We start from the raw sequence: 23,491 nt of genomic DNA, 5'->3' as shown, positions 1-23,491 counted from the left end.
CTGCTCTATAAAATTTCTTCTAAATTAAGACTCAACGATACACGTAACTTTTCTCGTATTGGGTTCTCTTCTTCTGATAGTCCTAATAAACTAGCAACGTCTAAATCAACATATTTTCCTTTGAAACCAGCGCCAATAGAGACAAAAGAATCTGTTAGTCGATTTATACCATGAGAATAACCACTTCTTGCTATTAATTTTTCTTTATATGCAAACTCTAAGCCCAATGCTATTACCGAGCCTTCTAAACCAAAACCAAGGTTTTCTCCATTAGTATTCTCAACATATGAATCAAGTAATGTTTTATACTCTGTAGTAATCCCAAGTATTTTTTCCTGGTTAAAAATAAAGTCAAAACCTGTTCCTATACTTAGAGTAGAAGGAGCATAAATTTCAATAGGTTTATTGTCATTTAAAGACCTCCCTCTTAAATTGGAAAAATGAAACCCTGCTCTCCATCTACCATTAAATTTCTTGTATGCTATTTCATTTCCATAATAGAATCCTGAAACATCGATACCATATAGACTTGATACATCACTAAACTCATCTAAAAGAAGAACTTTATCCTCTAATAAAATGAAACGCCCCCCAACCGACATTGCAAACGTATCACTCAATCTTAGCGAATAAGAACCATCTATAGATAATTCTAGAGCGGCTTGAATAGTTCTAGTTCTGAATGCCACAAATTTACTGATTTCATAAGCATAACCTCGAAAACCTAAGCCATAGGCACTGCGGGTATCGAGTTTATTATAAAAACTTAGATTTAATTGATTAAGCTCATTAAACTCTTGGTTATTTCCAAGAACTTGAGTAATTCCTATTTCACATGCTTTATCAGAAAACACATGTTTTGCAGGATTCCAAAATTGAGAAAAAGCATCGGTAGATGTTCCTACCCCAACATCACCTTGACCAGCCGCCCTACCATCTGTTACAATACCAATAAAACCATCTCTTACTGTGGTCACATTATTCTGTTGAGCAGACAGACAGCCGAAACATGTTAAAGTGAATATGAAAACATTTCTCATAATTTTAGTTACGTTACGTCGTATAGCAGTTTACCGCTCTAGGTAAACAACGCCATAGATACCGTCTAATTGTTTAGCAATTCAAAAGCACGTTCTATTCCGCTATCTTTTTCTTCTTGAAAATCTATAGTTGACAAAAATGGCACTCGATTTTCTTGATTTTCAGGTCCAATTCCAATAGCTTCAAATACTTCTCCTTGTGCATCACTATATATTTCGTTTGATAATCCTATTTCTGCTCCATTAGGCAATACATGCGTAAGAATAGTAGAAAAAGCGCCATTTGTATTTTCTCCTACTAGGGTTACATTCGGTAAATCTTTCATGCATAATGTAAAAAGTTCTGCTGCACTTATGGTAAAAGGGCTTGTAAGCAATACAATATCTCCAGTGAATTGAAAATCCCCGCGTGGCCCAACAGAAAAGGGTTTATTTTCTGTAAAACCATCACCTAATCTAGCTTTTTTATAATATGAAACTCGCTCCTGATCCATAAAACGGGATACCATATTTAAAGCTACAGTATCATATCCTCCATCGTTAAAACGCATATCGAGAATTAGTTTAGAAACCCCAGATTCTTTAAGATCATTCATTATCGTATCTAAAACAGTATTTAATGTAGATAATTCATTATTAAAATTTGTTCCATATCCTTCCATGGCCGAAACAAGAATATACCCAACATCATCATTAATCAACCCCCATATAATCTTCTCTCTCTCATCTATTTCAAAATCTCCTCCTAAATATTTTGATACTATTGTTATCGCTTTTTGATTGAAAAGAGCATCATAATCGTCCCCATTCTCTATGATAAGATCTCCACTTAGGTTAGCATTTAATCTTTCATATAATTTAGGATTTCCTGATTCAATTTGAATAGCATTATTTTCATCTGTAATACTTACATGACCATCTTCTAATAAAAAGACTAACTCTTCTAAAGTATCATAAAAATTTTCTGCTGTTATTTGATCTCGTAAACCTTCATATTGAGACCAATCAATATTTCTTGTTTCAAAAAAAGCATAATAATCATTAAAGATGTTCCAGAAATGATCAAAATTTACTTGAGGGTCTTCTGTGTCAGAAATTTGATCAGGTAGGCAGTTTGGATTCTGATTTGGTAATCGAACAAATTTTATTTCAGAATCTGATAATTCTGAAGAGGCAACAAGTTCATTTTCGCTGATAAGATCAAAGTCAAATCCAAAGAAATCCTGAAGAACAAAATCATCGTTTTGAATTGAGCAACCAGCAGCATTTGTGTTGTAAAACACATCATTTCCATCGGTAAATTCAAAAATCCAACCTTTATCTGCTATTGACCAAAATCCATTGGTTGAATCTTGTGGCGTAGCAGGCATGTCATCATCAGATTGACAAGCGGTAAAAATTAATAAAATGAGTATTAGCAAACACGCATTAACATACTTTATTGTTTCTGTTTTTATGTTGATATATGAATTCATCATAGTTTTATTTTTGAAATTATTATAGTTGAAAATTGTAACGTTTGATCATCTATTCAAAAAACACTTGATCCAAAGAAAACGGTATTCTTTGCTATTTAAGGATTATGAAAATTGCTAAAAACGATATCCAATATTGCCATCTATTCTTTTATTTTTATCAGCCGTTTTTTTAGATTGTAATACCAACGAGGTTCTAATGCTATTACAGGTTTAATATTTGATGTATTAAGACCTCCAAAACATATTTCACTTCGTAATGCAATTTGATTTGATAATTTTAATTCATTGTGCGCCCATATACCTAATAATCCTGTTTGAATACCAAAACTGATTTTTCTACCGATATGTCTTTTTCATTTTGAGAAAACCCTAAATAAGAACTCATTGCTAAAAAGGAGGCAAAAACTATTTTAGTCATTATTATGTTTTTTTGATTAACCGAAGTAAAAGTATCTGAATCAAAAAAATAAAAATGCAATTTTAGAATTGTAGAAGTCCTAATACGGGATAATTATATAAATTAGGACTGTTTTTGAAGCTTTCTGTAAGCACCAGGCGATACTCCTTCACTGGTTTTGAAAGTACTATAAAAAACACTTTTAGATTTAAAACCGGCCTCCATACCAATCGCCTCAACAGAATATTTATTAAATACTGGATTTTGCAATAGGTTTTTAGACGCTTCAATTCGATATTCATTCACAAATTGAATCACACTTTTGTTAAGCTCTTGATTTATAATTTGCGATAAATATCTTTCGCTAGTTTCTAATCGATTTGACAGGTCTGATCTACTCAAAAGAGGGTTTTTATACAGTTCCTCTTCATCCATCATCTCATATAATTGACTAATAATTTTGGAAACTTTAATTTCGTTTATTTTCTTTTTTGTCTTAGTACTATTTGTCTTTTTTGAAACTAAATATTGGTGTATTTCGTCTTTTTGCACTACTAATTGTAGTCTGAACACTCCGTAATACAACACCCACCACGATAAAAAAGAAAGCAGTACCCATAGAAAACTTGTAGCATATTCTGAATCGAATACATAGAATTCTATGGTAGACAACAGCCACATAATAATAATGTATATCATAAAAAGGTTTAATCTTAACAGCCAACGCTTTTTATCTTCTGAAATAGTCTTAGAACCTTTTATTAATTTCCTCCCCCAAAAGATCAAAAAAACATTATAGAAAAATGATCCATTATCCATAATATGCAATTGCAGATCAACAAAATCTGAATTATAGAAGTTAAAAATAGTATCTAAATAAAGAATAGTTTCTATAATCAAAGCGCCAATAAAAGGAAGATAAAGCCATTTATACCAGCTTTGTTTAAGGTACTTATGTTCAATTTGAATTAGAAAATAGGTAAATAGAGTAACTCCTACCAGGTACTCCAATACAGGATTGTTTAAAAATTCTAAAACCGTATCTTCTATGTTAAACCACCCTAACAAAGTCAAACTTGTTAGCAAGAACAATGACAGAGAGAGATAGTTATTTGCGGGATTTTTATAAAAAGGAGTGGTGACCAATGAGATACTGATAAAATATCCTATAATTCCACTGGCAAGAATTGCAAAACCTAATAGTATAGTATTCAATATTTGAAAAAATTAATTGAGCTTGATGTATTGTTAATGTTAGTTGGTCTAAAAAACTCGTTTTATTTATAGGATAAATATAAGTTGATTTGCTAGTTTTTTTATACATCAATTACCTTATTAGGTATTTGAACTATACTGAATTAAGGTTATTTTGATACTTTTAGAAACTATTCTCTATCTGAACTTCATAAATTTTTAAGCGTCGTAATCATCTAATCGGTCGAAATAAAAAAACCTGTTAAGCTACGTAAGTCTAACAGGTTTAATTCATCGCGACTTGGGGAGGTTGCGACTGATTAACAACAAAAAATCACATCAACAAAAATACTTTCTTCGCAACATACATACAATTAGAAATCAATTCCATTGTGGGTCTAACTGATCTCTGTATACGATTAATACGCTTTTTCATAATAGGGGAAACTTGTGTGGGTTAATAATTTATTTTAATCTCAAAAAACAATGTTAATAGGGGGCATTCTTTTTTAAGGGGACACTAATATGCAAATTATTTTCAATAATAGCGTTTAAATACGTAATAAATCGACAAAATACCCAAAATTTTAACATTTAAGGTTGTGGAGCTTGTTTTTACAGGTTAAAGTAAAGGTTTAAGACAATAGAAAAACCATTGAAAGTGTAGTATTTTTCTTTCAAAGAAGAGCAATTTGGTACTGTTTTATATCAAACGTTTCTTTTATTAATTTATTATCCGTAAACCTTTAATTATTATTCGTTAGGATATCAAAAGAATTAGATTAAATCAATCCAATATCATTTCAGGAATATCTCCTTTAATTATGAGATTTCCTTCGGTTGCATTTTTAATATCCTCAACAGAAACTCCAGGGGCTCTTTCTAAAAGTTTAAAACCGTCATTGGTCACTTCAAGAAAACCCAAATTAGTAACTATTTTTTTAACACAACCTACTCCTGTAAGAGGAAGCGAGCATCTTTTAAGTAATTTAGATTCTCCTGCCCTATTGGTATGCATCATGGCTACAATAATGTTCTCTGCACTTGCGACTAGATCCATTGCTCCTCCCATTCCTTTTACCATTTTACCAGGGATTTTCCAATTTGCAATATCTCCGTTTTCAGCAACTTCCATTGCTCCCAGGATGGTCAGATCTACATGCTGACCTCTAATCATACTAAAACTCATAGCCGAATCAAAAAATGATGCACCAGGCATAGTAGTAATGGTTTGTTTTCCAGCATTAATGACATCTGCATCTTCCTCTCCCTCAAATGGAAAAGGTCCCATTCCTAAAACTCCGTTCTCACTCTGAAACTCGACTTCAATACCTTGTGGTATATAATTTGCCACCAGCGTTGGTATACCGATTCCTAAATTAACAAAATATTTGTCTTTAAGCTCTTTAGCGATACGTTTTGCTATTCCGTTTTTATCAAGCATATCTATTTTCTTCTAATCTTATATGAATTAAAATCACTTGTTGATTTACCTTCCTGAATCCACATTAATATAGGTAATGATATTACCAAAGATCCTATCAGTCCAAACATAAAAAATAAAACAACCGAAATCACCATACTTATAATGAATACAATCAAAATCTTTTTATTATCTACCACTGCATCAATTCTATTAATATGTTTTTTATCTTTTCTATTACAATACTTACACTCAACCTCAACCTCATCCCCAACTTGCATTTGTAATTGTCCTCTTGTAGAAACGACTGGAACGAATTTGTTCTGAATTTTACATTGTGAACACGTAAATTCTAGCTTCATATAAAAGTTTTGATTAATTCAAATTAGGCTGTGGTGTCATCCTAAGATATGGTTTGATTTCTTTATGTCCTTTAGGAAATAGATTAGGGATTTCTTCATTAGTTACAGAAGGAACAATAACACAATCCTCTCCGTGATTCCAATTTGCTGGAGTTGCCACTTTATGATATGCTGTTAATTGAAGTGAATCTATAACGCGTAATAATTCATCAAAATTTCTACCTGTAGATGCCGGATAAGTAATAGTAAGTTTAATTTTCTTATCTGGTCCTATTACAAAAACAGATCGCACCGTTAATTGGCTATCTGCATTAGGATGGATCATATCATACAGCTCTGATACTTTTCTATCCTCATCAGCTATAATCGGAAAATTAACTGTAGTATGTTGTGTCTCATTAATATCTTTTATCCATCCATGATGAGATTCTACACCATCAACACTTAACGCAGCCACTTTTACATTACGCTTATTAAATTCTTCTGTATATTTTGCTACCGTTCCTAATTCTGTTGTACAAACAGGGGTGTAATCTGCTGGATGCGAAAAAAGAATTCCCCAGTTATCCCCTAACCAGTTATGAAAATTAATTTCACCTTCTGTAGTTTGTGCATCAAAGTTTGGTGCCTCATCTCCTAATCGTAATACCGCCATGATTTATGTGTTTAAAAATTTAAAATATCAAAAATTATTCTCTTGTACGTACTGTACGTTGTTCTATTCTTTTTTCGTAGTCTTTTCCTTGAAAAATTCGTTGTACAAATATCCCAGGGATATGTATTTCATCAGGATTAAGACTTCCTGCAGGAACTAATTCTTCTACTTCGGCTACGGTTATCTTTGCCGCTCCACACATACAAGGGTTAAAATTTCTAGCGGTTCCTTTAAAAATAAGGTTTCCCGCTTCATCTCCCTTCCATGCTTTTACAAATGCAAAATCAGCTTTAAATGCATGTTCTAACACATACATTTTACCATTAAACTCTCTTGTTTCTTTTCCTTCTGCTACTTCGGTACCGTAACCTGCTGGAGTATAAAATGCAGGAAACCCGCCTTGTGCAGCACGACATCGTTCTGCCAGTGTTCCTTGTGGGATAAGTTCTACATCCAATTCTCCACTTAGCATTTGTCGTTCAAATTCATCGTTTTCTCCAACATAGGAAGAAATCATTTTGTTGATTTGCTTTTTCTGAAGTAAAAGCCCTAATCCAAAATCATCTACTCCTGCATTATTTGATATACAAGTAAGTCCTTTAATATTGAGTTTTACAAGTTCTGCGATAGCATTTTCTGGAATACCACATAACCCAAACCCTCCCAACATAAAGGTCATATCATCTTTGACTCCTGTCAAAGCTTCGGTAACATTGGGTACCGTTTTACGAATCATAATGTTCTAATTTTAGCAGACTAAAAGTACTAAAAAAATAGGATTAGATCGTTTGAAATAAGATAGTTTTATGAATAATTTAATCGATGAACAAAGTCCTCTTTACATACTAAACTCATCTATATTTTCATCTTGAATATTACTCTCTCTAAAGACTTTACAATCTACTTCAATAGTTAGTTCTTCTGGCTTAGGAAATGCACCTGTAGAAACCTCCAAAGTCTTATCTGTATAGCATTTTTTCATATACAATCCCCAGATTGGCAATGCCATTGTAGCTCCTTGTCCGAATTTGGTAGTCTGAAAATGTGTTGCTCTATCATCTGCACCAACCCATACTCCTGTAACCAAGTTTGGAACAATTCCCATAAACCAACCATCACTTTGGTTTTGGGTCGTTCCTGTCTTACCTGCAATTGGATTTGTGAATTGATAGGGATGTCCAGTAACTACATTTTTTAAATCATATCTTGAAGAAGCCCCTGTTCGTAAACGCACTCCTGAGCCTGAATGTGTAACTCCTTCCATTAAATTAATAGTAACATAGGCTGCTTCTTTACTAATTACATCTTTGGTTTCTGGAACAAATTGATACAATATTGCCCCATTTTTATCTTCAATACTGGTAATCGTAACAGGTTTAGTATAAATTCCCTGATTTGCAAAGGTGCTGTAGGCGCCTACCATTTCTGATAATTTTAAATCTACCGATCCTAGTGCAATCGAAGCGACTGGTGTAATTGGCGATTTTACTCCCATTTTTGTGGCTAACCGGGCAATAGGTTCTGGACCTATTTTATCCATTAAGCGAGCAGAAATTGTATTCACAGATTTTGCTAAAGCAGATTTAAGGCTTAGGTATCCTGTATATTCTCCATCGCTATTTTTAGGAGTCCAATCTTCTGTAACTCCATGACTACCTGCAGAAATAGTTATTTGTGACAATGGTAGTGTATCACAAGGAGAAAGTTTAAGCTGATCTATTGCCGTAGCATACACAAAAGGCTTAAATGTAGATCCAACCTGACGTGCCCCCTGGTACACATGATCATATTGAAAATGTGTATAGTTAACCCCTCCTACCCAAGCTTTAACATGCCCCGTTTGTGGCTCCATTGACATTAACCCAGATCGTAAGAATTTTTTATAGTATAAAATTGAATCTCTCGGGGTCATAATGGTATCAATATCACCTTTCCAGCTAAATATGGTCATCTCTGTCTTTATGTCAAAAGATGCATTGATTTCTTTCTCACTTTTACCAGCACTAAGCATTTTCTTTCTTCTTGCAGAACTTTTAATCGCTCTTTTGAGAATTGATTCTTTCTCTGCCTCTGTAATGTTTCTAAACGGAGTAGTTTTGTTTTTCTTCTCTTGCTTATCAAACTCTTTTTGAAGGTTAGACATATGTTCTTGCACTGCTGCTTCTGCATATTTTTGCATACGAGAATCTATAGTTACATTAATTCGCAACCCATCTCTATAGATATCATAATACTCTGGATCTCCTTCTTCATTTTCTCCTTTAGGGTTCTCTTTTACCCAGTTTGCCATCCAACTTCTCACATATTCTCTAAAATACTGTGCTGTTCCATCTTTATGGCCTTCTGGAGAATACTCTAATTGTAATGGTAATTCTTGCAAAGCATTTTTTTCTTTTTCGCCAATATAACCGTATTTATACATTTGTCCAAGTACGGTATTCCTTCTATCTCTTACCAGTTCGGGTCTGCGTAATGGATTGTATAAAGATGAATTTTTTAGCATTCCTACTAATACAGCAGCTTCTTCTATTTTAAGATCTTTTAGTGTTTTACCAAAATAAATTCTAGATGCAGAACTTATCCCTATGGCCTGATTAAGAAAATCATACTTGTTGAGATACATAGCAATAATCTCATTTTTAGTATACTGTCTCTCTAGGCGGGTAGCTATCACCCATTCTTTAAGTTTTTGCGTGATTCGCTCCCATATATTTCTAGACCCTCCTGTAAATAATTGTTTAGCCAATTGCTGTGATATTGTACTTGCTCCACCTTTGGTTCCCAAAAAGACAAATGCTCTTACTGTACCTCTACCGTCGATACCAGAATGACTATAATACCTTGCATCTTCTGTAGCTACCAATGCGTTTACCAAATGTTCGGGTAAATCATTATAATTTACAGGAGTACGGTTTTCATCAAAAAAAGTTCCTATTTGCACCCCATCAGAAGAAATAATCTGAGTTGCTAAGTCATTTTGTGGGTTTTCTAAGTCCTCAAATGTTGGCATCTCACCAAATACTCCCCAACTCGCAAAAAGGAATAATAATATAACTAAAAATATCCCTGATCCAAATAGTATCCAGAATCCTTTTATAAATTTTATGGTATTATTTGCTGGAGTCTTTTTTCTTTTTTTTGTCGACTTGGGTGTTGCCTTTGCCATATCCTAAGGGTTTTGCGCGTATTCTATTCTAAATCCAATATCTGTTATTCCTTCTAACGATGTTATGCCATTTACTTCACCATTCTTTCTCATAGCATGCTGTAACGTTATCATATATTGTCCTTGTTCTTTAAACTTTACTTTTTCCTTGTACCACAATTTATTCTCTTTAAGTTCAGAAAAGCCAGTGCCTAACCATTGTCCATCTGGCGCGGCCAAACGATATTCTAAAGTGTCAGTGATTACTTTTCCATTAGGAAATTTCATCTCACTGATCAAAAATAAATTGCTGTATCTGTAAGAGTTATTATTACGAACATTAATAAACAAATTATAGTCTTGTAGAGAATCGAGTTCTGGTATTGTAAAACTTACCTTCTCATTTATCTCCCATGCATCTGCTACGGTTTGATATTCATCAAAAACCTGCTTGTCATCACAAGAAACTATTCCAATTATAATAAAAACTATTAAAAAAAATCTAAGATTTACCATTGTTTTTATTCCTAGACCTACGTTTTTTATTAGGTTGATTGTTTGATTTATTTGAGTTTTTGTTTTCAGAATTTCCCGCTTTTGATTTATTTGAAGCTACAGTTTGTTTTTCTGAAGATCCTCTTTTTTTATTTTTCCTTTTATTACGATTTCTTCTTCTATTACTACGTTTAGGTTGATCAAATCTCGTTAGACTATCCTGTCCTACAACGTTCTCAAAATCTGTTTTAGTATCCTCTATAAGTTCAGAAGCAAAATCTTCCAGACTTGCTACTTTTTCGTTATTTATATTAGATGCAATAATTTCATTTACATCTTCGGCGGTTATTTTATGCCAATTCATCCATTCTCCTTCATAAGCATACCACAATACTCCTTTAAAAATGTCGATTTTCTGACATACTGCTGTTCCTTTTTCTGTCTTGAGTTTTGTTTCAGTTTTAGGAAAACTATTCAATGCATCGATATAAGCATCTAACTCGTAGTTAAGACAGCATTTTAATTTTCCACATTGACCTGCCAGTTTTTGTGGATTTAAAGACAATTGTTGGTATCTCGCTGCACTAGTATTTACTGATCTAAAATCGGTAAGCCATGTTGAGCAACAAAGCTCTCTCCCACAAGAACCAATACCCCCTAATCGAGCTGCTTCTTGTCTAAAACCTACTTGACGCATTTCTATTCTTGTGCTAAATTCATGGGCAAATTCTTTAATCAATTGCCTGAAATCTACACGTTCTTCTGCAGTATAATAAAAAGTAGCCTTAGATCCGTCTCCTTGAAATTCGATATCAGAAATTTTCATTTGGAGTTCTAATCTAATCGCAATTTCACGTGCACGCACTTTCATGCTCTCTTCTCGATCACGCGCTTTCTGCCAAATATCAATATCTTTTTGAGTTGCTTTTCTGTAGATTTTCTTAACATCTTCGCTATCTTCTTCTACTTTCTTTTTCTTCATCTGGATACGAACCAGCTCACCAGTAAGAGTAACTATTCCAACATCATGACCTGGCGAAGATTCTGTAGCTACAATGTCGCCAATACTTAGAGAGAGATTCTCTGTATTTTTATAAAAATTTTTTCTTCCGTTTTTAAATCTAATTTCAACACATGAGAAAGGTTTTGCCCCACCAGGGAGCGACATATTAGACAACCAATCAAAAACCGTCAATTTATTACATCCATCGGTACCGCAAGTACCATTATTCTTACATCCTTTCGGTTGCCCGTCATTTCCGGAGGAACAACTGCTACACCCCATATTTTCTATCTATATTGAAATTTGTCTGTAGCTTTAAACACTACAACAAATATGGTTCTTACTAAAATCAGAAACGATTACCGTATCTAATATCTTAATCGATAAAGATACTATGAAAAAAATTATCAACATAGTATCTTTTGCATTTTAGCAATTACTGTTTATATTTCAATACTTCAGAACGACCTTTTTTAAAGATTTTATTACTATTTGCTTTGCCTTTTCTAAGAGCTTTTTGTTCTTCGAATGGTAATCTATTAATCTCCATGCATTCTGTCGAACAACAATTTTCAAAGGTCTCGGCACATGTTGAACATTGAATAAATAGTAAATGACACGCCTCATTATCACAGTTTACATGAGTATCGCATGGCTCTCCACATTGATGACAGTTAGCAATTACATCTTCTGATATACGTTCTGCTCTTCTGTGATCAAAAACGAAGTTTTTTCCTAAAAACTTGTTTTCCAGACCTTGTGCTTCTACTTGTCTTGCATATTCTATGATTCCTCCTTCTAATTGAAATACATTTTTGAATCCTTTATGTTTATAATAAGCACTAGCTTTCTCACATCGTATACCCCCTGTGCAGTACATTACTAGTTTTTTATCCTCTTTATGTTCTTTAAGATCTTCTTCTATAATATCCAAAGAATCTCTAAACGTATCAACATCTGGTGTAACGGCTCCTTTAAAATGTCCGATTTCACTCTCATAATGATTACGCATATCAACCAATACAGTATCTGGATCTTCTATAAGTTGATTAAATGCCGAAGCATCTACATGTATTCCTTTATTAGTCACATCAAAAGTATCATCATTAAGACCATCTGCAACTATTTTGTTACGCACTTTTACTTTCAGTTTTAAAAAGGATTTTGCATCCTGTTCTCGTGCAATATTAAGACGTACATTTTCCAGGAAGGTAATACTATCTAAGTGTTTTTTGAAAGCCAAAAAATTAGGCGCAGGAACAGATAACTGCCCATTAATTCCTTCTTTGGCTACATAAATTCGACCAAGGACATCGAGTTCATTCCAATGAATAAAAAGGTGATTTCTAAAGATTTCTGGATTACCAATATTTGCGTATGCGTAGAAAGATAGCGTAAGTCGGTCTGTACCCGCCTCATCGATAAGAGCTGCTCTTTCTTTTGCGCTTAATTTGTTGTACAGTTGCATGCTATACCTACGTTTTAAGTTAAAAAGAATAATTTATTTCGCACAAAAGTACAAATAATTTTTATTTTCATCTCAGGGTCCAATACTAGATTCAACTTTACTTTCTCTTTATAAAAAAACCCTATCTAACTTTAAAACCCAAGTCCCAAAAAATGAAACGGATACTACATATCTATTATGAAAGTCTAGATATGAGAATAATTCTGTAGAAGTAAAATCAATAAATTGTATTTTCTGAATATAAAAAATGCCTTGAAAAGAATTCAAGGCATTTTTTTGGCCAATTCGTTAATACTTAATTTAACGATCTAAATCAATATAATAACGAAGCTAACCACCTTCTACTCTACAATTGCTAATACTAGCAATTGTAGAGTGGTTAAGGTTATGTCTTACGACCTTTTTAAGAAATTTCATCGATCACCTTCCTCCTTCTTTTGTTCATATTTGCTTTTATAGTAGATGCAAAAAAAATATAAGGTTGCGTGATATAATAGAAAAAGTACTTTTTAGGTACTATATCATGATTCTTATAATTCTAGAAATATTATATATAAATCCATTATATTCTGTTGTTAATAACGATTTTAGAATCCATATCACAACTACAAAAAGAAATAGTACTTTAGCAAAAAGTTTACAATAGAATGTCAAATCCCGATATATTTGATCAACAAATGAGTACAGAAAAAGACGCAAAATTAAAAGCACTAAAACTTACCTTAGATAAATTAGATAAAGCATACGGAAAAGGAACTGTAATGAAAATGGGGGACAGTGCCATCCAAGAGGTGGAGGTTATCCCTACAGGATCACTTGGTTTGGACTTAGCTTTAGGTGTTGGAGGATATCCCAGAGGTAGAGTTGTAGAAATTTATGGACCAGAATCTTCTGGTAAAACAACCCTTACACTGCACGCCATAGCTCAAGCACAAAAAGGTGGAGGTATCGCAGCATTTATAGATGCTGAACATGCTTTTGATCGTTTTTATGCAGAAAAATTAGGTGTAGATATTGAAAATTTAATTATTTCTCAACCCGACAATGGTGAACAAGCCTTAGAGATTGCGGATAATTTAATTCGTTCTGGAGCTATTGACATCATAGTTGTCGATTCTGTAGCTGCACTTACTCCTAAAAGTGAAATCGAAGGCGAAATGGGAGACTCTAAAATGGGTCTTCATGCAAGATTAATGTCACAGGCTCTTAGAAAACTAACCAGCTCAATTAGTAAAACAAACTGTACTGTAATCTTTATTAACCAGCTTCGTGAAAAAATCGGAGTGATGTTTGGAAATCCTGAAACTACTACTGGTGGTAATGCATTAAAGTTTTATGCTTCTGTTCGTTTGGATATTCGCCGTTCTACACAAATTAAAGATAGTAATAGCGAGGTACAAGGAAATAAAACACGGGTAAAAATAGTCAAAAACAAAGTTGCACCACCATTTAGAACTGCAGAGTTTGATATCATGTACGGACAAGGTATTTCTAAAAATGGAGAAATCATTGATATTGGTGTTGACTATGAAATCATAAAGAAAAGTGGTTCTTGGTTTAGCTATCAGGATACTAAACTTGGTCAAGGCCGAGATGCGGTAAAAGCATTACTTAATGATAATCCTGAGCTTATGGAAGAGCTCGAACAGAAAATTATTGAAGCTATAAAAATTGTAAAAGAGTAAAACTTTCTTAATACCATAAAAAAAACCCCGAAGTTTCGGGGTTTTTTTATGTGTAAAGGTAACTATATCCTGATATAATTAAAATAAGTGTAAATTTAAGCTTACCTAAGCAACCTTATTTACTTACTTACATCTACATAATAGAATAATTGTATTATTTCTCGAAACCCCAATTATGAGAAGGATAAGAATAATATTGATATTTTTTATTGTAGCTGTATCTACAACGTGTTCTAATGATGATAATGAAACTAGTTTTTTTTATGAATTAGTTACGGTACAAGATGCTTCGGTCCCTGAGCAATTTAACCGTGGTGAGATTTATACAATTACTGTTTCTTATTTTAGAACATCAAATTGTCATTCTTTTGCAGGGTTTGATTATGACAGATTAGCCAACGAAAGAACTGTATCAGTAATCAATTTGGTGGTTAACAGAGGGAATTGTGAAGAACTAGACATGACAGATCTTGTAGAAGTTTCTTTCGACTTTTTGGTTGGAGAAGAAGATTCTTACATTTTTAGATTTTGGCAAGGAAAAGATGAGAATGGAGATAATCAATTTTTAATTAGAGAAGTACCTGTATTATAATTAAACTAAAAAAGTTATTAGTGAGTTTAGACCAACTCATAAAGGGATGTAAAAAAGGAAATGCGGTAGCGCAAGAACAATTGTATAGACTATACAGTAGCAAGTTATTCTCTATTTGCTTAAAATATTCTAACGATTATTCTAGTGCCGAAGATACCCTGCAAGATGCTTTCATCACCATTTTTGATAAAATAACCCAATATAAAAATAAGGGTTCTTTTGAAGGGTGGATAAAACGGGTAACTATAAATACAGCTTTACAAAAATATCGGAAACAAAAAGTTTTTGATATTATTAACGAAGAACAAATTGAAGAAGTAGAAGTACAAATTGACGATGATGAAGTTTCATTAGATTATCTTCTTAAAATTATTCAACAACTACCTGATCGATATCGATTGGTATTTAATCTTTATGTGCTAGATGGGTATTCACATAAGGAGGTTGCTGAAATGCTTGAGATATCTATAGGAACTTCTAAATCTAACCTTGCCAGAGCAAGAAATATTTTAAAAGAAAAACTAGAAACCAACCAAGAACCATATGTTCGCTCAATTGAAGGACGAAGATGAATGATAAAAAAAATATAGATCGGTTATTTCAGGAAAAATTCAAAGATTTTGAAGTTATTCCTGATGAAATAGTATGGGAGAAAATAAAAGCCCGGAAAAACCAAAATAAAAAGAGAGTTTTTCTTATTCCTTTTTGGTATAGAATTGCAGGTATTGCTGCTTTAATTGCTATTATATTTGGTATCAGCAACCTTCCTTTTAATACCACCACCCAACAACAAGATCAGACGATAACCAATTCTGAAACTAAAACCAATGTCGAAGAGATTCCTGATGATTCTTTTGAAACAACTACAACTAATAAAAAACCAATAGTCAATACAGAAAAAGAAAAAGCCTCTGGTTCTGATAAAAGTGAAGAAAAAAATGATTACGATACCAAAACAATTCAAAACAATTATTTTGATCCTTCTGGAACAAAGGAAAATATAACTATTGCTGATACTAAAGAAAAGCAATCACAATCAGTAAAAAATAATGCGACAAATACTCTTACAACTACCAATGATGAACAACGTATAGTTGATCATTCTTTAAAAAACACAACTACTAAAGACAAAGCTCTTAATTCTGAAAAAGAGGATATCGTTCATGAAAAAATTTCGACTACTTCTTCTACTGCTGCTAACTCTTCAAATAAAGAAATACAATCTGATAAAGAGCATTCTACTTTTATCTCTCCAGATCAAAATAATACAACAAACACTAATGCTATAGTTGAAAAAAGTAATGATCATTCTAAAAGAAATAAAACTATAAATACTCCTACAAATACTAAAGGCAAAACCTTTAGTTCTGAAAAAGATGATGTAATTCGTGAAAAAAATTCGACTACGCCCTCTACTGCTGCTAACTCTCCAAATAAAGAAATGAAATCTGATAAAGAGCATTCTACTTTTATCTCTCCAGATCAAAATAATGCAACAAATACAGATGCTATAGCCGAAAAGAATACTAACAATACTGAAAGAAATAAAGAAAATAATACCGTTCCTGAAGAATCTGAACATCTAGATGACAAAGGTAAAAAGTCCATCTTTGATGTAGTAAATCAAGAAGAAGAGGTTGTTGAAACCCCATCATCTTCAAAAAAATGGAATATTTCACCAAACATAGCTCCCGTATATTACAATTCTATTGGAGATGGATCTCCGATTGATCCTCAATTTGCTGACAACAACAAAAATGGACAGGTAAATATGAGTTATGGAGTTCAAGTTTCTTATGCTATTACTAAAAAACTTAGTGTCCGCTCAGGAGTAAGTAAGGTAGATTTAAGCTACAATACAAATGGTGTTGGTTTTGCTCCTTCTGCTGTTGGACAAAACCTAGAAAGTGTAAATTATAATGAAAATGCCGGAGCAATTCTTATCTCTGATATTGGAAACACAAGAGATATTGAAGCTTTTGATATTAACAGAAATGCACTAGACCAAACTCAAAATGTTGGATTAATCAATCAGAGTATTGCATATATAGAAGTTCCTATGGAAATGAAGTATTCCTTAGTAGACAAAAAGTTTGGTGTCAATATGATTGGCGGTTTTAGCACATTATTTTTACAAGATAACGAGGTTTCCCTAGAGGCCGGAGATTTTGAAACTTCTATTGGTGAAGCCAATAATCTTAATGATTTAAGTTTTACAGGTAACATCGGACTTGGTGTTGATTATAAAATATCAGATCAGTTCGAGATTAATCTCGAACCCATCTTTAAATATCAATTTAACGCATTTAATAATAATGCCGGTAATTTTAAACCTTATTATTTTGGAGTTTACACAGGGGTAAGCTTTAAATTTTAAGATCTATACAAAACCTTTTTTAGTTGGTTAGGTAGTTATTGCAACACATAATAAGCAATGATGAACAAAGTCGTTCCTGGGGAGGAACGGCTTTCGTTTTTCTAAATATTATTTAGACTCCTGTTCTCAATAAAAACAATCTCTATTGTGTTTGTATTGATCTGTACTATAATGGTAAGACCGAAAACCTGTGATGATTCTCTAAAAAAACCTTTATTAATAATTCGAGATATTCTGTAGTAGTACTAGTTTTTCATTCCCTCTATGAATTTATTAATTTCTTTCAAGTTACTATTCTTAAGTTTATAAGAATAAAATAGTTTTTGTTCTGATTTTTTAGCAGAATTAATTGGAGTCTTAATTAAGTTATCTTTTAATTCTTTTTCAAACAAGTGTTTAGGAACTACACTAAACCCATTATTCTTTTTTAAAACCTCTATTATATCCAGATAAGAAGGTAAAATATATCTCGGGATTATTTTGAGACTCTTGTTAAAATTTGTCTCCCAAAAAAAATTAATATCACTCTGATCATTGTCATAGACAAACCAAGTTTGCTTTTGCAACCATTTGGTGAGTTCTCGCTCATTATTTTCTATATTTTCTGGAATATCTATAGTATTAGAACAGATTAATTCTAATTCTTCATTTTTTATATACGCAAATTGATGATCATAAATACCATGTTTTTTTATTCCGACTAATAACTGAACTTTATCTATTTCAAGAGCTTCTATTAGCTCTTTTTCTGTCCCAAAATGAGTTACAATGTACATATCAAATGAATACATTTTATGGATTAGTTCTTTATTAAAAAAGTCTGTAGTACAACCAATTATTATTGCAGAGCGTGTTTTTTTTCTTCTTTGATTCGAATAATACTCTACCTTCTCTAATTCTTGTAATGGATTATTAACTTGTGAATACAAAAATTTCCCATATTCGGTAGGTGCTAATTTTCTGGTAGTCCTTTCAAACAACTTTTTGCCAATATGGCTTTCGAGAGCTGACAAATGTTTACTAACCCCTGGTTGAGTCATATTTAATTTTAATGAAGCTTCTGTAATATTTTTACATTCATATATAGCCCTAAAAGTTCTCAACCACTCCAAGTTAATCATAACATTTATTATAAATAATCAAACAAAAATAATTAAAATTATTAATTGATTGAATTTACATTTGTTCAAAAATAAAAACATGACAAAGACATTAGTAATAAATTACACTCCCAGAAAAGGCTCTTATACAAAAATTTTATTTGATGAATTTGTGAAACTAGCTAAAGGAAAAACAGAAATAAGGCATCTAAATTTAGCCGAAACCCCACCTGATTTATTATTAACAAAAAATTTGAATTTAATAATGCAATGGAATCAAGGCAAAAGAGATTTTTCAGAAACAGAACTCTTAATTCTATCGAATCATCATAAACTCATAGAACAAGTGCTTGAAGTTGACAATATTGTACTGGCTTTTCCAATTTATAATTTTACAATGCCAGCTGCCGTAAAAGCTTGGATAGATGCTATTATTGTTAGTGACAAAACATTTTCTTTTAGCCCCAAAACCGGATTTACAGGTCTTTGTGCCAATAAAAAAGCTTTATCAATTATAGTAAGTGGTTTTGATTATAATACTTCGAATAATGTTAAAGAATATGCTTCATCTACGATTAAACAAAATTTTGATTTCATAGGCATTCCTACAGAACAGATTTTGGCTTTTGGAGTTGATCAAAATAGAGACCAATTAAACTCAATTCTTAGACATGCAAAATCAGAAATAAAAACCCTGATCGATAGTTGGTTTTCATAATCTAAAATTTCATTCTCCATAAGCTACATGAAAATATTTGGTTATTCGATGTAAATTCTCATAACTAATATCAAACCTTAGCACTTGTCCAACATAAGGTTCATATTCTTCATTTTTAATGGCGTTTTGAATTTCTTGATCAGGATATAAATCTTTGATATCTGCAGAATTTACATCTCTTAATTGATTATACCAATATTCTTTTCTGATGAGAAACCATTTTAGGTCTTTTGATTCATAGATGCTTTTATCATAAAAAGGTTTTCCATTGATCCATATTTTTGGGTTCTCAGTTACAGAAGGTGGTGACTGTTGTATTACCAGATAGATATGAGTCCCAGCATTCCATTCTGCACCGTTAGGCCCACCAGCATTATGATCAAATAAATCATTACTGTTAAGCTTTCCTGTTTTTATGATGTCGGATTCTTTTTTTATCCATTCTTGTATTTTAATACTATCATTTTCATTCGAATATTTATCATCTAATTGATAAAAACAAAAGGTTATAAATTCTTTACTATTTTCTTTAGCAACCTCTTCTTCTTTATTTGACTCTTCTATCAATTTTTCTTCCTTCTCATCTTTATTGGTATTTGATTTGCATGATATTATCAAAATTAAACCAAGCAAAATATATTGTAAGTTCATTTCTCAGTTTGATTTATTCTAATTAAATGATGTTTCAATCTTTTCAGAATAAAAATAAGTGTTCCTTCTTTCTTAAATTACCTTGTTTTCAGTGAAACTTACCTGAGAATTGGTTAAGTTTTTTAAACTTTTAAATCTATATATCAATCCTTACACTCTGTTTAGAAGATATGTTGAATAACATACAAGAGCATAAAGCAAATTAAATAATGTATACCCTTAGTATTTAATAGTATTTCAAAGCTAAGGAGTTAACAAGCACATGCATTCGGTATCACATGCTTGGTTTTAATTTTTTTATTTTAATTCCCACGTTCTTACCCAATCATAAGAGGTTGTTCTTTCTTCTTCGGTTCCTGTCATACCCCCATCAGAAGGAACAGGGTTCCAGTCATATGTCTCAACAACCATTCTTAAATACATTGGTAAATCAAAATCTGCTTTTGGAATAGCCGTATACACTTTTTTACCATCTAAATAAAATTCTATTTCGGTTGCACTTTTCCACCAAGCGGCATAAATATGATAATCTGACCATACTTTCCCTCCTACTTCGGTATTACCTCCCACAGATCCTGTTCCTGTTGCTGGACAATCAGCTTGTCTACTGTGTGTATTAGAGTGAATAGTTTCATCAAATTGCAAAGCCCAATCTGCAGTTGCTGTAACTTGTCCTACACATTCCTGAATATCTAATTCTGTAACTCTTCTATCGCAACCTGTACCTTCATTTCTATGATTAATTAACCAAAATGTAGAGGACATAAACGTTTTATTAGCCTTCATTCTACATTCAAAATAATACCCAACCTGCGCTGCTGCCTTGGAACCAATATATGACCCTGCATGTGTAAATGTATTACCATTTACCATTTCTGGTGTATCCAACTTATAGGCTGTTAGTCTAAGATTATTTTCAGTTTCTGTCATTGTATTTTTCTTGAAAATCCCTGGAGCTCTCCCAATCCATCTCTTTGGATCTGTGTTTAACCATTTACTTTCGTCAAAAATACCATCATCAAACTCATCAGATAAGTTTTCTACTTTACTCCATGATTTACCAGAAGGAGCTGGATCAGCAGACCCTATAAAGTAAGGGGCATTTGATGAAGGTTCGTCTCTTGTTACTACAACGTCAAAACTACAAGATACCGTATTGCCAGCTGCATCCTTTACTTGAAATGTATTTGTGGTAGTTCCAACGGGGAATACCTCACCAGATGCTAAACCTTTTGTTTGTGAAGTGACAGCTCCTGGTAGGTTATCAGAACCAACTGGTGTAGTATATGTTACCTCTTTACCATTTGATGAAGCATCCACAACTTCACTAATATTTGAAATACATGCTATAGTAGGGTCTATATTATCCTTGGGCTCTTCTGTTTCAACATCGCTCCCATCATTACTACTACAACTAGTTACAGATATATTGACAGACATAAATAAAAATACTATTAACTTGAAGGGGGGATTTTTTTTGAACATGATGGCGTTTTTATGCAAATCTATAAGGTTTCAACCTATATAATAGAAACATATGTTTCAGAATTAGCAACACATGTTTAGTCAACTATGTATTCAAAACTCTCTTTAAAAAGCATATACACAATATCCCTGAATCTCTTGGGGGTTAAAAATCTTCTCATGCCTACTAGAGTATTGGTGTCTTTTTGAGCAATTTCTTGCTCACTCTGTTAGTAATTTATTCAACTCACTTATCCTAGCAAGGTGGTGATCATCATGTTCTGCTACAAAAAGAAACAGATCCATGGTTCGCATTGGCGTTTCTAGTCTTGGATGTAGTGCATATTGATAAACTTGTTTTTCTGTTACTAATTTCAAGCTATTTATTGTCCTTTTTCGAATATCTTGAAATTCTTTTAACAAAAGTTCAACTGGTTTTTTATTATGTTGTGCAAAATGAGTTTTTCTGTTTTCTAAGTCAGCGGTTCTCAGATATTTTTGATTACTAAGAATATCTTCTAATCTACCTTGCCAAATAGGTTCAAGGTCAATCAAATGCCCTACATTTTCCTGAATCGACCAGCTATTATTATTACGTTTGGTTAATTGTTCTGTTGGTATTTTATTAATCTTATCATTCAGTCGCAATGAAGTACCATCTAGTCTCTCTAGTATTGAAGGAAAAATATTCTGCTCAAAGGAAAATTCAAATTTCCGATCAAACCATTTTATTTGTTTCATCCTTTATATTTTTAATTGTTTCACGAATAATTAAGTACTCTTCACAGAATACTTACTTTAAATGTAATAGATTTTGTAAGCATACAAAAGGAGTAGTTGTTAATTTTCTTTTCCAGAACTATGAACCCGAATTAGAGTATAGGAAAATCCTTTATCATACTCTCCCAGAACAGATACAAGTAACTCATCTTTATTAATAATTTTATATTGAATTTTTTTTGGAAAGTCATGCTGCAAATTCTCAAAAGAAAATAAATATCTCTCTGACTGTTTTAGTATAAATCTAATACCTTTCCCTTCGTTTTGATTGAATACTGTGGCAATATATACTAAATTATTATCAAACAATTTTATCTCTAACTTTTCAGAAACATATTTTTTTTCATCTCTTATTTTGTAAGATTCTCCAGTAAATTTACCATCCTTATTTTGCCAGATTTCATAACTCTCTTTCCCTTCTATTTTCCATGTTCCGATTAAGAAGTTTATTTTTTGCATTTCTATCTTCTGTCCATAGACATGTTGCAAAACGAATACTACTAAAATGATACTTAATTTTATAATCCTCATTATTTTACTTTTTAATACTGTAAAATTAATTTCTAAGTATGTTTAAGGATTGTAAAAAACCGACACTTTATTTTTTCAAGAATAAATTTGCCATATTTTCTTCAAAGAATTTGTATTGAGATGGATCTTCGCCAGTAAATTCTTTAAAATTTTTAATGAAATGAGATTGATCATAAAACCCAGCTTGAAAAACGATATCCGACCAATCGATATCACCTTCCTGAATTAATCTAAAAATATAGGAAAACCTAATAATCCTAACATAAAACTTTGGAGACAAGCCAATGTGTGCTTTAAAATAACGTTCTAAACTTCTTTCGCTAATTCCAATTTTATTTTGGATTTCCTTTAAGCTAAGTTTTCCATTATTCCTGATAATTAATTCGACTATCTTTTGTCCTTTTGAAGGTTTTATTTTCAATTTAGAAATACACAACAAAAACCAATTTTCAATTTGTTTTACTTTTTCATCAAAAGAAAGAGAACTAGTAGCCACTTCTTTAATTGGTTTCAGAATTTTTAGACTTTTTAAAGGGATTTCGACCACCTTATCCGTTAAACTCGTAATTTCAATATCAAATAGTTCGGTCAATGCCCATGGTTGCATCTTAATAGCAAACATTTTTGATTCACCTGTATTTTCAAGGAAAAAACTATTTTTGATCTGACCCGCAATTAAGTCTTTACCTTGTAATTCCCAAACTCCATTTATATTAGTTTTATATGCATCTCCCAAATGAAAAATAAGTTCTGGATATCCATCTGGAATAATTTTTTCTCTTTGAATAGTAAGATCACCTTGTTTATCAATCCACCAAAAGCTTTGAATCATCATTGACACCTTTGGATCGGCATCTTTCTGAATGTATATTTCATTCATAATTGCGACTAATCATTAAATAATTTCAATTAGATAATTTCTATACTACTATA

At 32.2% G+C, this 23,491-nt stretch carries 22 protein-coding genes; 5 read left to right on the top strand and 17 right to left on the bottom strand.

The features are described from left to right. Positions 1-5 precede the first annotated feature (5 nt). The 11 genes from PQF96_RS22365 to trhO form a co-directional block, all read right to left on the bottom strand. Positions 6-1,040, bottom strand: a complete 1,035-nt coding sequence (locus tag PQF96_RS22365; RefSeq protein ID WP_271768489.1) for a PorV/PorQ family protein — start codon at positions 1,038-1,040, stop codon at positions 6-8. Between the two features lie 65 nt (positions 1,041-1,105). Next, entirely contained in the window at positions 1,106-2,518 is a 1,413-nt protein-coding gene (locus PQF96_RS22360) for a S41 family peptidase (RefSeq protein WP_143916547.1), read from the bottom strand. 520 nt (positions 2,519-3,038) lie between these two features. Next, positions 3,039-4,130: a helix-turn-helix domain-containing protein gene (locus PQF96_RS22355; RefSeq protein ID WP_271768486.1), complete on the bottom strand. Its 1,092-nt coding sequence runs from the start codon at positions 4,128-4,130 to the stop codon at positions 3,039-3,041. Positions 4,131-4,896: 766 nt separating this feature from the next. Further along, a complete protein-coding gene (locus tag PQF96_RS22350; RefSeq protein ID WP_271768484.1) occupies positions 4,897-5,553 on the bottom strand; it encodes a CoA transferase subunit B in 657 nt (218 codons plus the stop codon). 2 nt (positions 5,554-5,555) lie between these two features. Further along, complete coding sequence (locus PQF96_RS22345; protein WP_271768482.1) at positions 5,556-5,894, bottom strand: hypothetical protein; 339 nt, start codon at positions 5,892-5,894, stop codon at positions 5,556-5,558. A 13-nt stretch (positions 5,895-5,907) separates the two neighbouring features. Then, entirely contained in the window at positions 5,908-6,549 is a 642-nt protein-coding gene (locus tag PQF96_RS22340) for a peroxiredoxin (protein ID WP_143918295.1), read from the bottom strand. A gap of 34 nt (positions 6,550-6,583) precedes the next feature. Then, positions 6,584-7,285: a CoA transferase subunit A gene (locus tag PQF96_RS22335; RefSeq protein WP_109436059.1), complete on the bottom strand. Its 702-nt coding sequence runs from the start codon at positions 7,283-7,285 to the stop codon at positions 6,584-6,586. A 102-nt stretch (positions 7,286-7,387) separates the two neighbouring features. Beyond that, entirely contained in the window at positions 7,388-9,715 is a 2,328-nt protein-coding gene (locus PQF96_RS22330) for a penicillin-binding protein 1A (protein WP_109436060.1), read from the bottom strand. 3 nt (positions 9,716-9,718) lie between these two features. After that, positions 9,719-10,210 carry a gliding motility lipoprotein GldH gene (locus PQF96_RS22325; protein ID WP_109436061.1) on the bottom strand — a complete coding sequence of 164 codons (492 nt, stop codon included), beginning with the start codon at positions 10,208-10,210 and terminating at the stop codon, positions 9,719-9,721. Further along, positions 10,197-11,474: a PSP1 domain-containing protein gene (locus PQF96_RS22320; RefSeq protein WP_143918296.1), complete on the bottom strand. Its 1,278-nt coding sequence runs from the start codon at positions 11,472-11,474 to the stop codon at positions 10,197-10,199. Before PQF96_RS22320 ends, PQF96_RS22325 begins: the two co-directional genes overlap by 14 nt. A 154-nt stretch (positions 11,475-11,628) precedes the next feature. Continuing rightward, the gene (gene trhO / locus PQF96_RS22315; protein ID WP_271768481.1) at positions 11,629-12,660 is read right to left on the bottom strand and encodes an oxygen-dependent tRNA uridine(34) hydroxylase TrhO; all 1,032 of its coding nucleotides are present in this window, start codon (positions 12,658-12,660) and stop codon (positions 11,629-11,631) included. A 677-nt stretch (positions 12,661-13,337) separates the two neighbouring features. Here trhO and recA point away from each other — a divergent pair. From recA to PQF96_RS22295, 4 genes are all read left to right on the top strand, one after another. Continuing rightward, a complete protein-coding gene (gene recA / locus PQF96_RS22310; RefSeq protein WP_109436442.1) occupies positions 13,338-14,345 on the top strand; it encodes a recombinase RecA in 1,008 nt (335 codons plus the stop codon). 175 nt (positions 14,346-14,520) lie between these two features. Beyond that, positions 14,521-14,937 (top strand): hypothetical protein, encoded by a 417-nt coding sequence (locus tag PQF96_RS22305; protein WP_271768479.1) that lies wholly within the window; start codon positions 14,521-14,523, stop codon positions 14,935-14,937. A gap of 20 nt (positions 14,938-14,957) precedes the next feature. Further along, a complete protein-coding gene (locus PQF96_RS22300; RefSeq protein ID WP_109436065.1) occupies positions 14,958-15,509 on the top strand; it encodes an RNA polymerase sigma factor in 552 nt (183 codons plus the stop codon). Next, entirely contained in the window at positions 15,506-17,314 is a 1,809-nt protein-coding gene (locus PQF96_RS22295; protein ID WP_271768477.1) for a hypothetical protein, read from the top strand. The genes PQF96_RS22300 and PQF96_RS22295 overlap by 4 nt, the downstream gene beginning before the upstream one ends. Before the next feature lie 245 nt (positions 17,315-17,559). Here the strand turns inward: PQF96_RS22295 and PQF96_RS22290 are convergent, their stop codons facing one another. After that, positions 17,560-18,435: a LysR family transcriptional regulator gene (locus tag PQF96_RS22290; protein ID WP_109436067.1), complete on the bottom strand. Its 876-nt coding sequence runs from the start codon at positions 18,433-18,435 to the stop codon at positions 17,560-17,562. Positions 18,436-18,514: 79 nt separating this feature from the next. On the opposite strand from PQF96_RS22290, the gene PQF96_RS22285 reads away from it, so the two are divergent. Beyond that, complete coding sequence (locus PQF96_RS22285) at positions 18,515-19,132, top strand: NAD(P)H-dependent oxidoreductase (RefSeq protein WP_271768476.1); 618 nt, start codon at positions 18,515-18,517, stop codon at positions 19,130-19,132. 9 nt (positions 19,133-19,141) lie between these two features. Here the strand turns inward: PQF96_RS22285 and PQF96_RS22280 are convergent, their stop codons facing one another. The 5 genes from PQF96_RS22280 to PQF96_RS22260 form a co-directional block, all read right to left on the bottom strand. Next, complete coding sequence (locus PQF96_RS22280; protein ID WP_271768474.1) at positions 19,142-19,783, bottom strand: hypothetical protein; 642 nt, start codon at positions 19,781-19,783, stop codon at positions 19,142-19,144. 297 nt (positions 19,784-20,080) lie between these two features. After that, positions 20,081-21,223, bottom strand: a complete 1,143-nt coding sequence (locus PQF96_RS22275; protein WP_271768473.1) for an HYR domain-containing protein — start codon at positions 21,221-21,223, stop codon at positions 20,081-20,083. Between the two features lie 246 nt (positions 21,224-21,469). After that, the gene (locus PQF96_RS22270) at positions 21,470-21,988 is read right to left on the bottom strand and encodes a DinB family protein (protein ID WP_109436071.1); all 519 of its coding nucleotides are present in this window, start codon (positions 21,986-21,988) and stop codon (positions 21,470-21,472) included. A 99-nt stretch (positions 21,989-22,087) separates the two neighbouring features. Then, positions 22,088-22,558: a DUF6265 family protein gene (locus PQF96_RS22265; protein ID WP_271768471.1), complete on the bottom strand. Its 471-nt coding sequence runs from the start codon at positions 22,556-22,558 to the stop codon at positions 22,088-22,090. 67 nt (positions 22,559-22,625) lie between these two features. Beyond that, positions 22,626-23,438 (bottom strand): helix-turn-helix domain-containing protein, encoded by an 813-nt coding sequence (locus tag PQF96_RS22260; RefSeq protein WP_271768470.1) that lies wholly within the window; start codon positions 23,436-23,438, stop codon positions 22,626-22,628. Positions 23,439-23,491: the final 53 nt, after the last annotated feature.

It is taken from the genome of Aquimarina algiphila (assembly GCF_947494415.1).
In the GTDB taxonomy this organism is placed as follows: domain Bacteria; phylum Bacteroidota; class Bacteroidia; order Flavobacteriales; family Flavobacteriaceae; genus Aquimarina; species Aquimarina algiphila.
The sequence above is the reverse complement of the archived record's forward strand: the minus strand, read 5'-3'. Positions and strand labels throughout refer to the sequence as shown.

Excerpts from the sequence above, each read along its gene's own strand:
- PQF96_RS22335 (WP_109436059.1), bottom strand. The coding sequence starts at position 7,285 with ATGATTCGTAAAACGGTACCCAATGTTACCGAAGCTTTGACAGGAGTC.
- PQF96_RS22270 (WP_109436071.1), bottom strand. The coding sequence starts at position 21,988 with ATGAAACAAATAAAATGGTTTGATCGGAAATTTGAATTTTCCTTTGAG.
- PQF96_RS22350 (WP_271768484.1), bottom strand. The coding sequence starts at position 5,553 with ATGCTTGATAAAAACGGAATAGCAAAACGTATCGCTAAAGAGCTTAAA.
- recA (WP_109436442.1), top strand. The coding sequence starts at position 13,338 with ATGAGTACAGAAAAAGACGCAAAATTAAAAGCACTAAAACTTACCTTA.
- PQF96_RS22290 (WP_109436067.1), bottom strand. The coding sequence starts at position 18,435 with ATGATTAACTTGGAGTGGTTGAGAACTTTTAGGGCTATATATGAATGT.
- PQF96_RS22330 (WP_109436060.1), bottom strand. The coding sequence starts at position 9,715 with ATGGCAAAGGCAACACCCAAGTCGACAAAAAAAAGAAAAAAGACTCCA.
- PQF96_RS22285 (WP_271768476.1), top strand. The coding sequence starts at position 18,515 with ATGACAAAGACATTAGTAATAAATTACACTCCCAGAAAAGGCTCTTAT.
- trhO (WP_271768481.1), bottom strand. The coding sequence starts at position 12,660 with ATGCAACTGTACAACAAATTAAGCGCAAAAGAAAGAGCAGCTCTTATC.
- PQF96_RS22345 (WP_271768482.1), bottom strand. The coding sequence starts at position 5,894 with ATGAAGCTAGAATTTACGTGTTCACAATGTAAAATTCAGAACAAATTC.
- PQF96_RS22280 (WP_271768474.1), bottom strand. The coding sequence starts at position 19,783 with ATGAACTTACAATATATTTTGCTTGGTTTAATTTTGATAATATCATGC.
- PQF96_RS22365 (WP_271768489.1), bottom strand. The coding sequence starts at position 1,040 with ATGAGAAATGTTTTCATATTCACTTTAACATGTTTCGGCTGTCTGTCT.
- PQF96_RS22275 (WP_271768473.1), bottom strand. The coding sequence starts at position 21,223 with ATGTCTGTCAATATATCTGTAACTAGTTGTAGTAGTAATGATGGGAGC.
- PQF96_RS22265 (WP_271768471.1), bottom strand. The coding sequence starts at position 22,558 with ATGAGGATTATAAAATTAAGTATCATTTTAGTAGTATTCGTTTTGCAA.
- PQF96_RS22340 (WP_143918295.1), bottom strand. The coding sequence starts at position 6,549 with ATGGCGGTATTACGATTAGGAGATGAGGCACCAAACTTTGATGCACAA.
- PQF96_RS22360 (WP_143916547.1), bottom strand. The coding sequence starts at position 2,518 with ATGATGAATTCATATATCAACATAAAAACAGAAACAATAAAGTATGTT.
- PQF96_RS22260 (WP_271768470.1), bottom strand. The coding sequence starts at position 23,438 with ATGAATGAAATATACATTCAGAAAGATGCCGATCCAAAGGTGTCAATG.
- PQF96_RS22320 (WP_143918296.1), bottom strand. The coding sequence starts at position 11,474 with ATGGGGTGTAGCAGTTGTTCCTCCGGAAATGACGGGCAACCGAAAGGA.
- PQF96_RS22295 (WP_271768477.1), top strand. The coding sequence starts at position 15,506 with ATGAATGATAAAAAAAATATAGATCGGTTATTTCAGGAAAAATTCAAA.
- PQF96_RS22305 (WP_271768479.1), top strand. The coding sequence starts at position 14,521 with ATGAGAAGGATAAGAATAATATTGATATTTTTTATTGTAGCTGTATCT.
- PQF96_RS22325 (WP_109436061.1), bottom strand. The coding sequence starts at position 10,210 with ATGGTAAATCTTAGATTTTTTTTAATAGTTTTTATTATAATTGGAATA.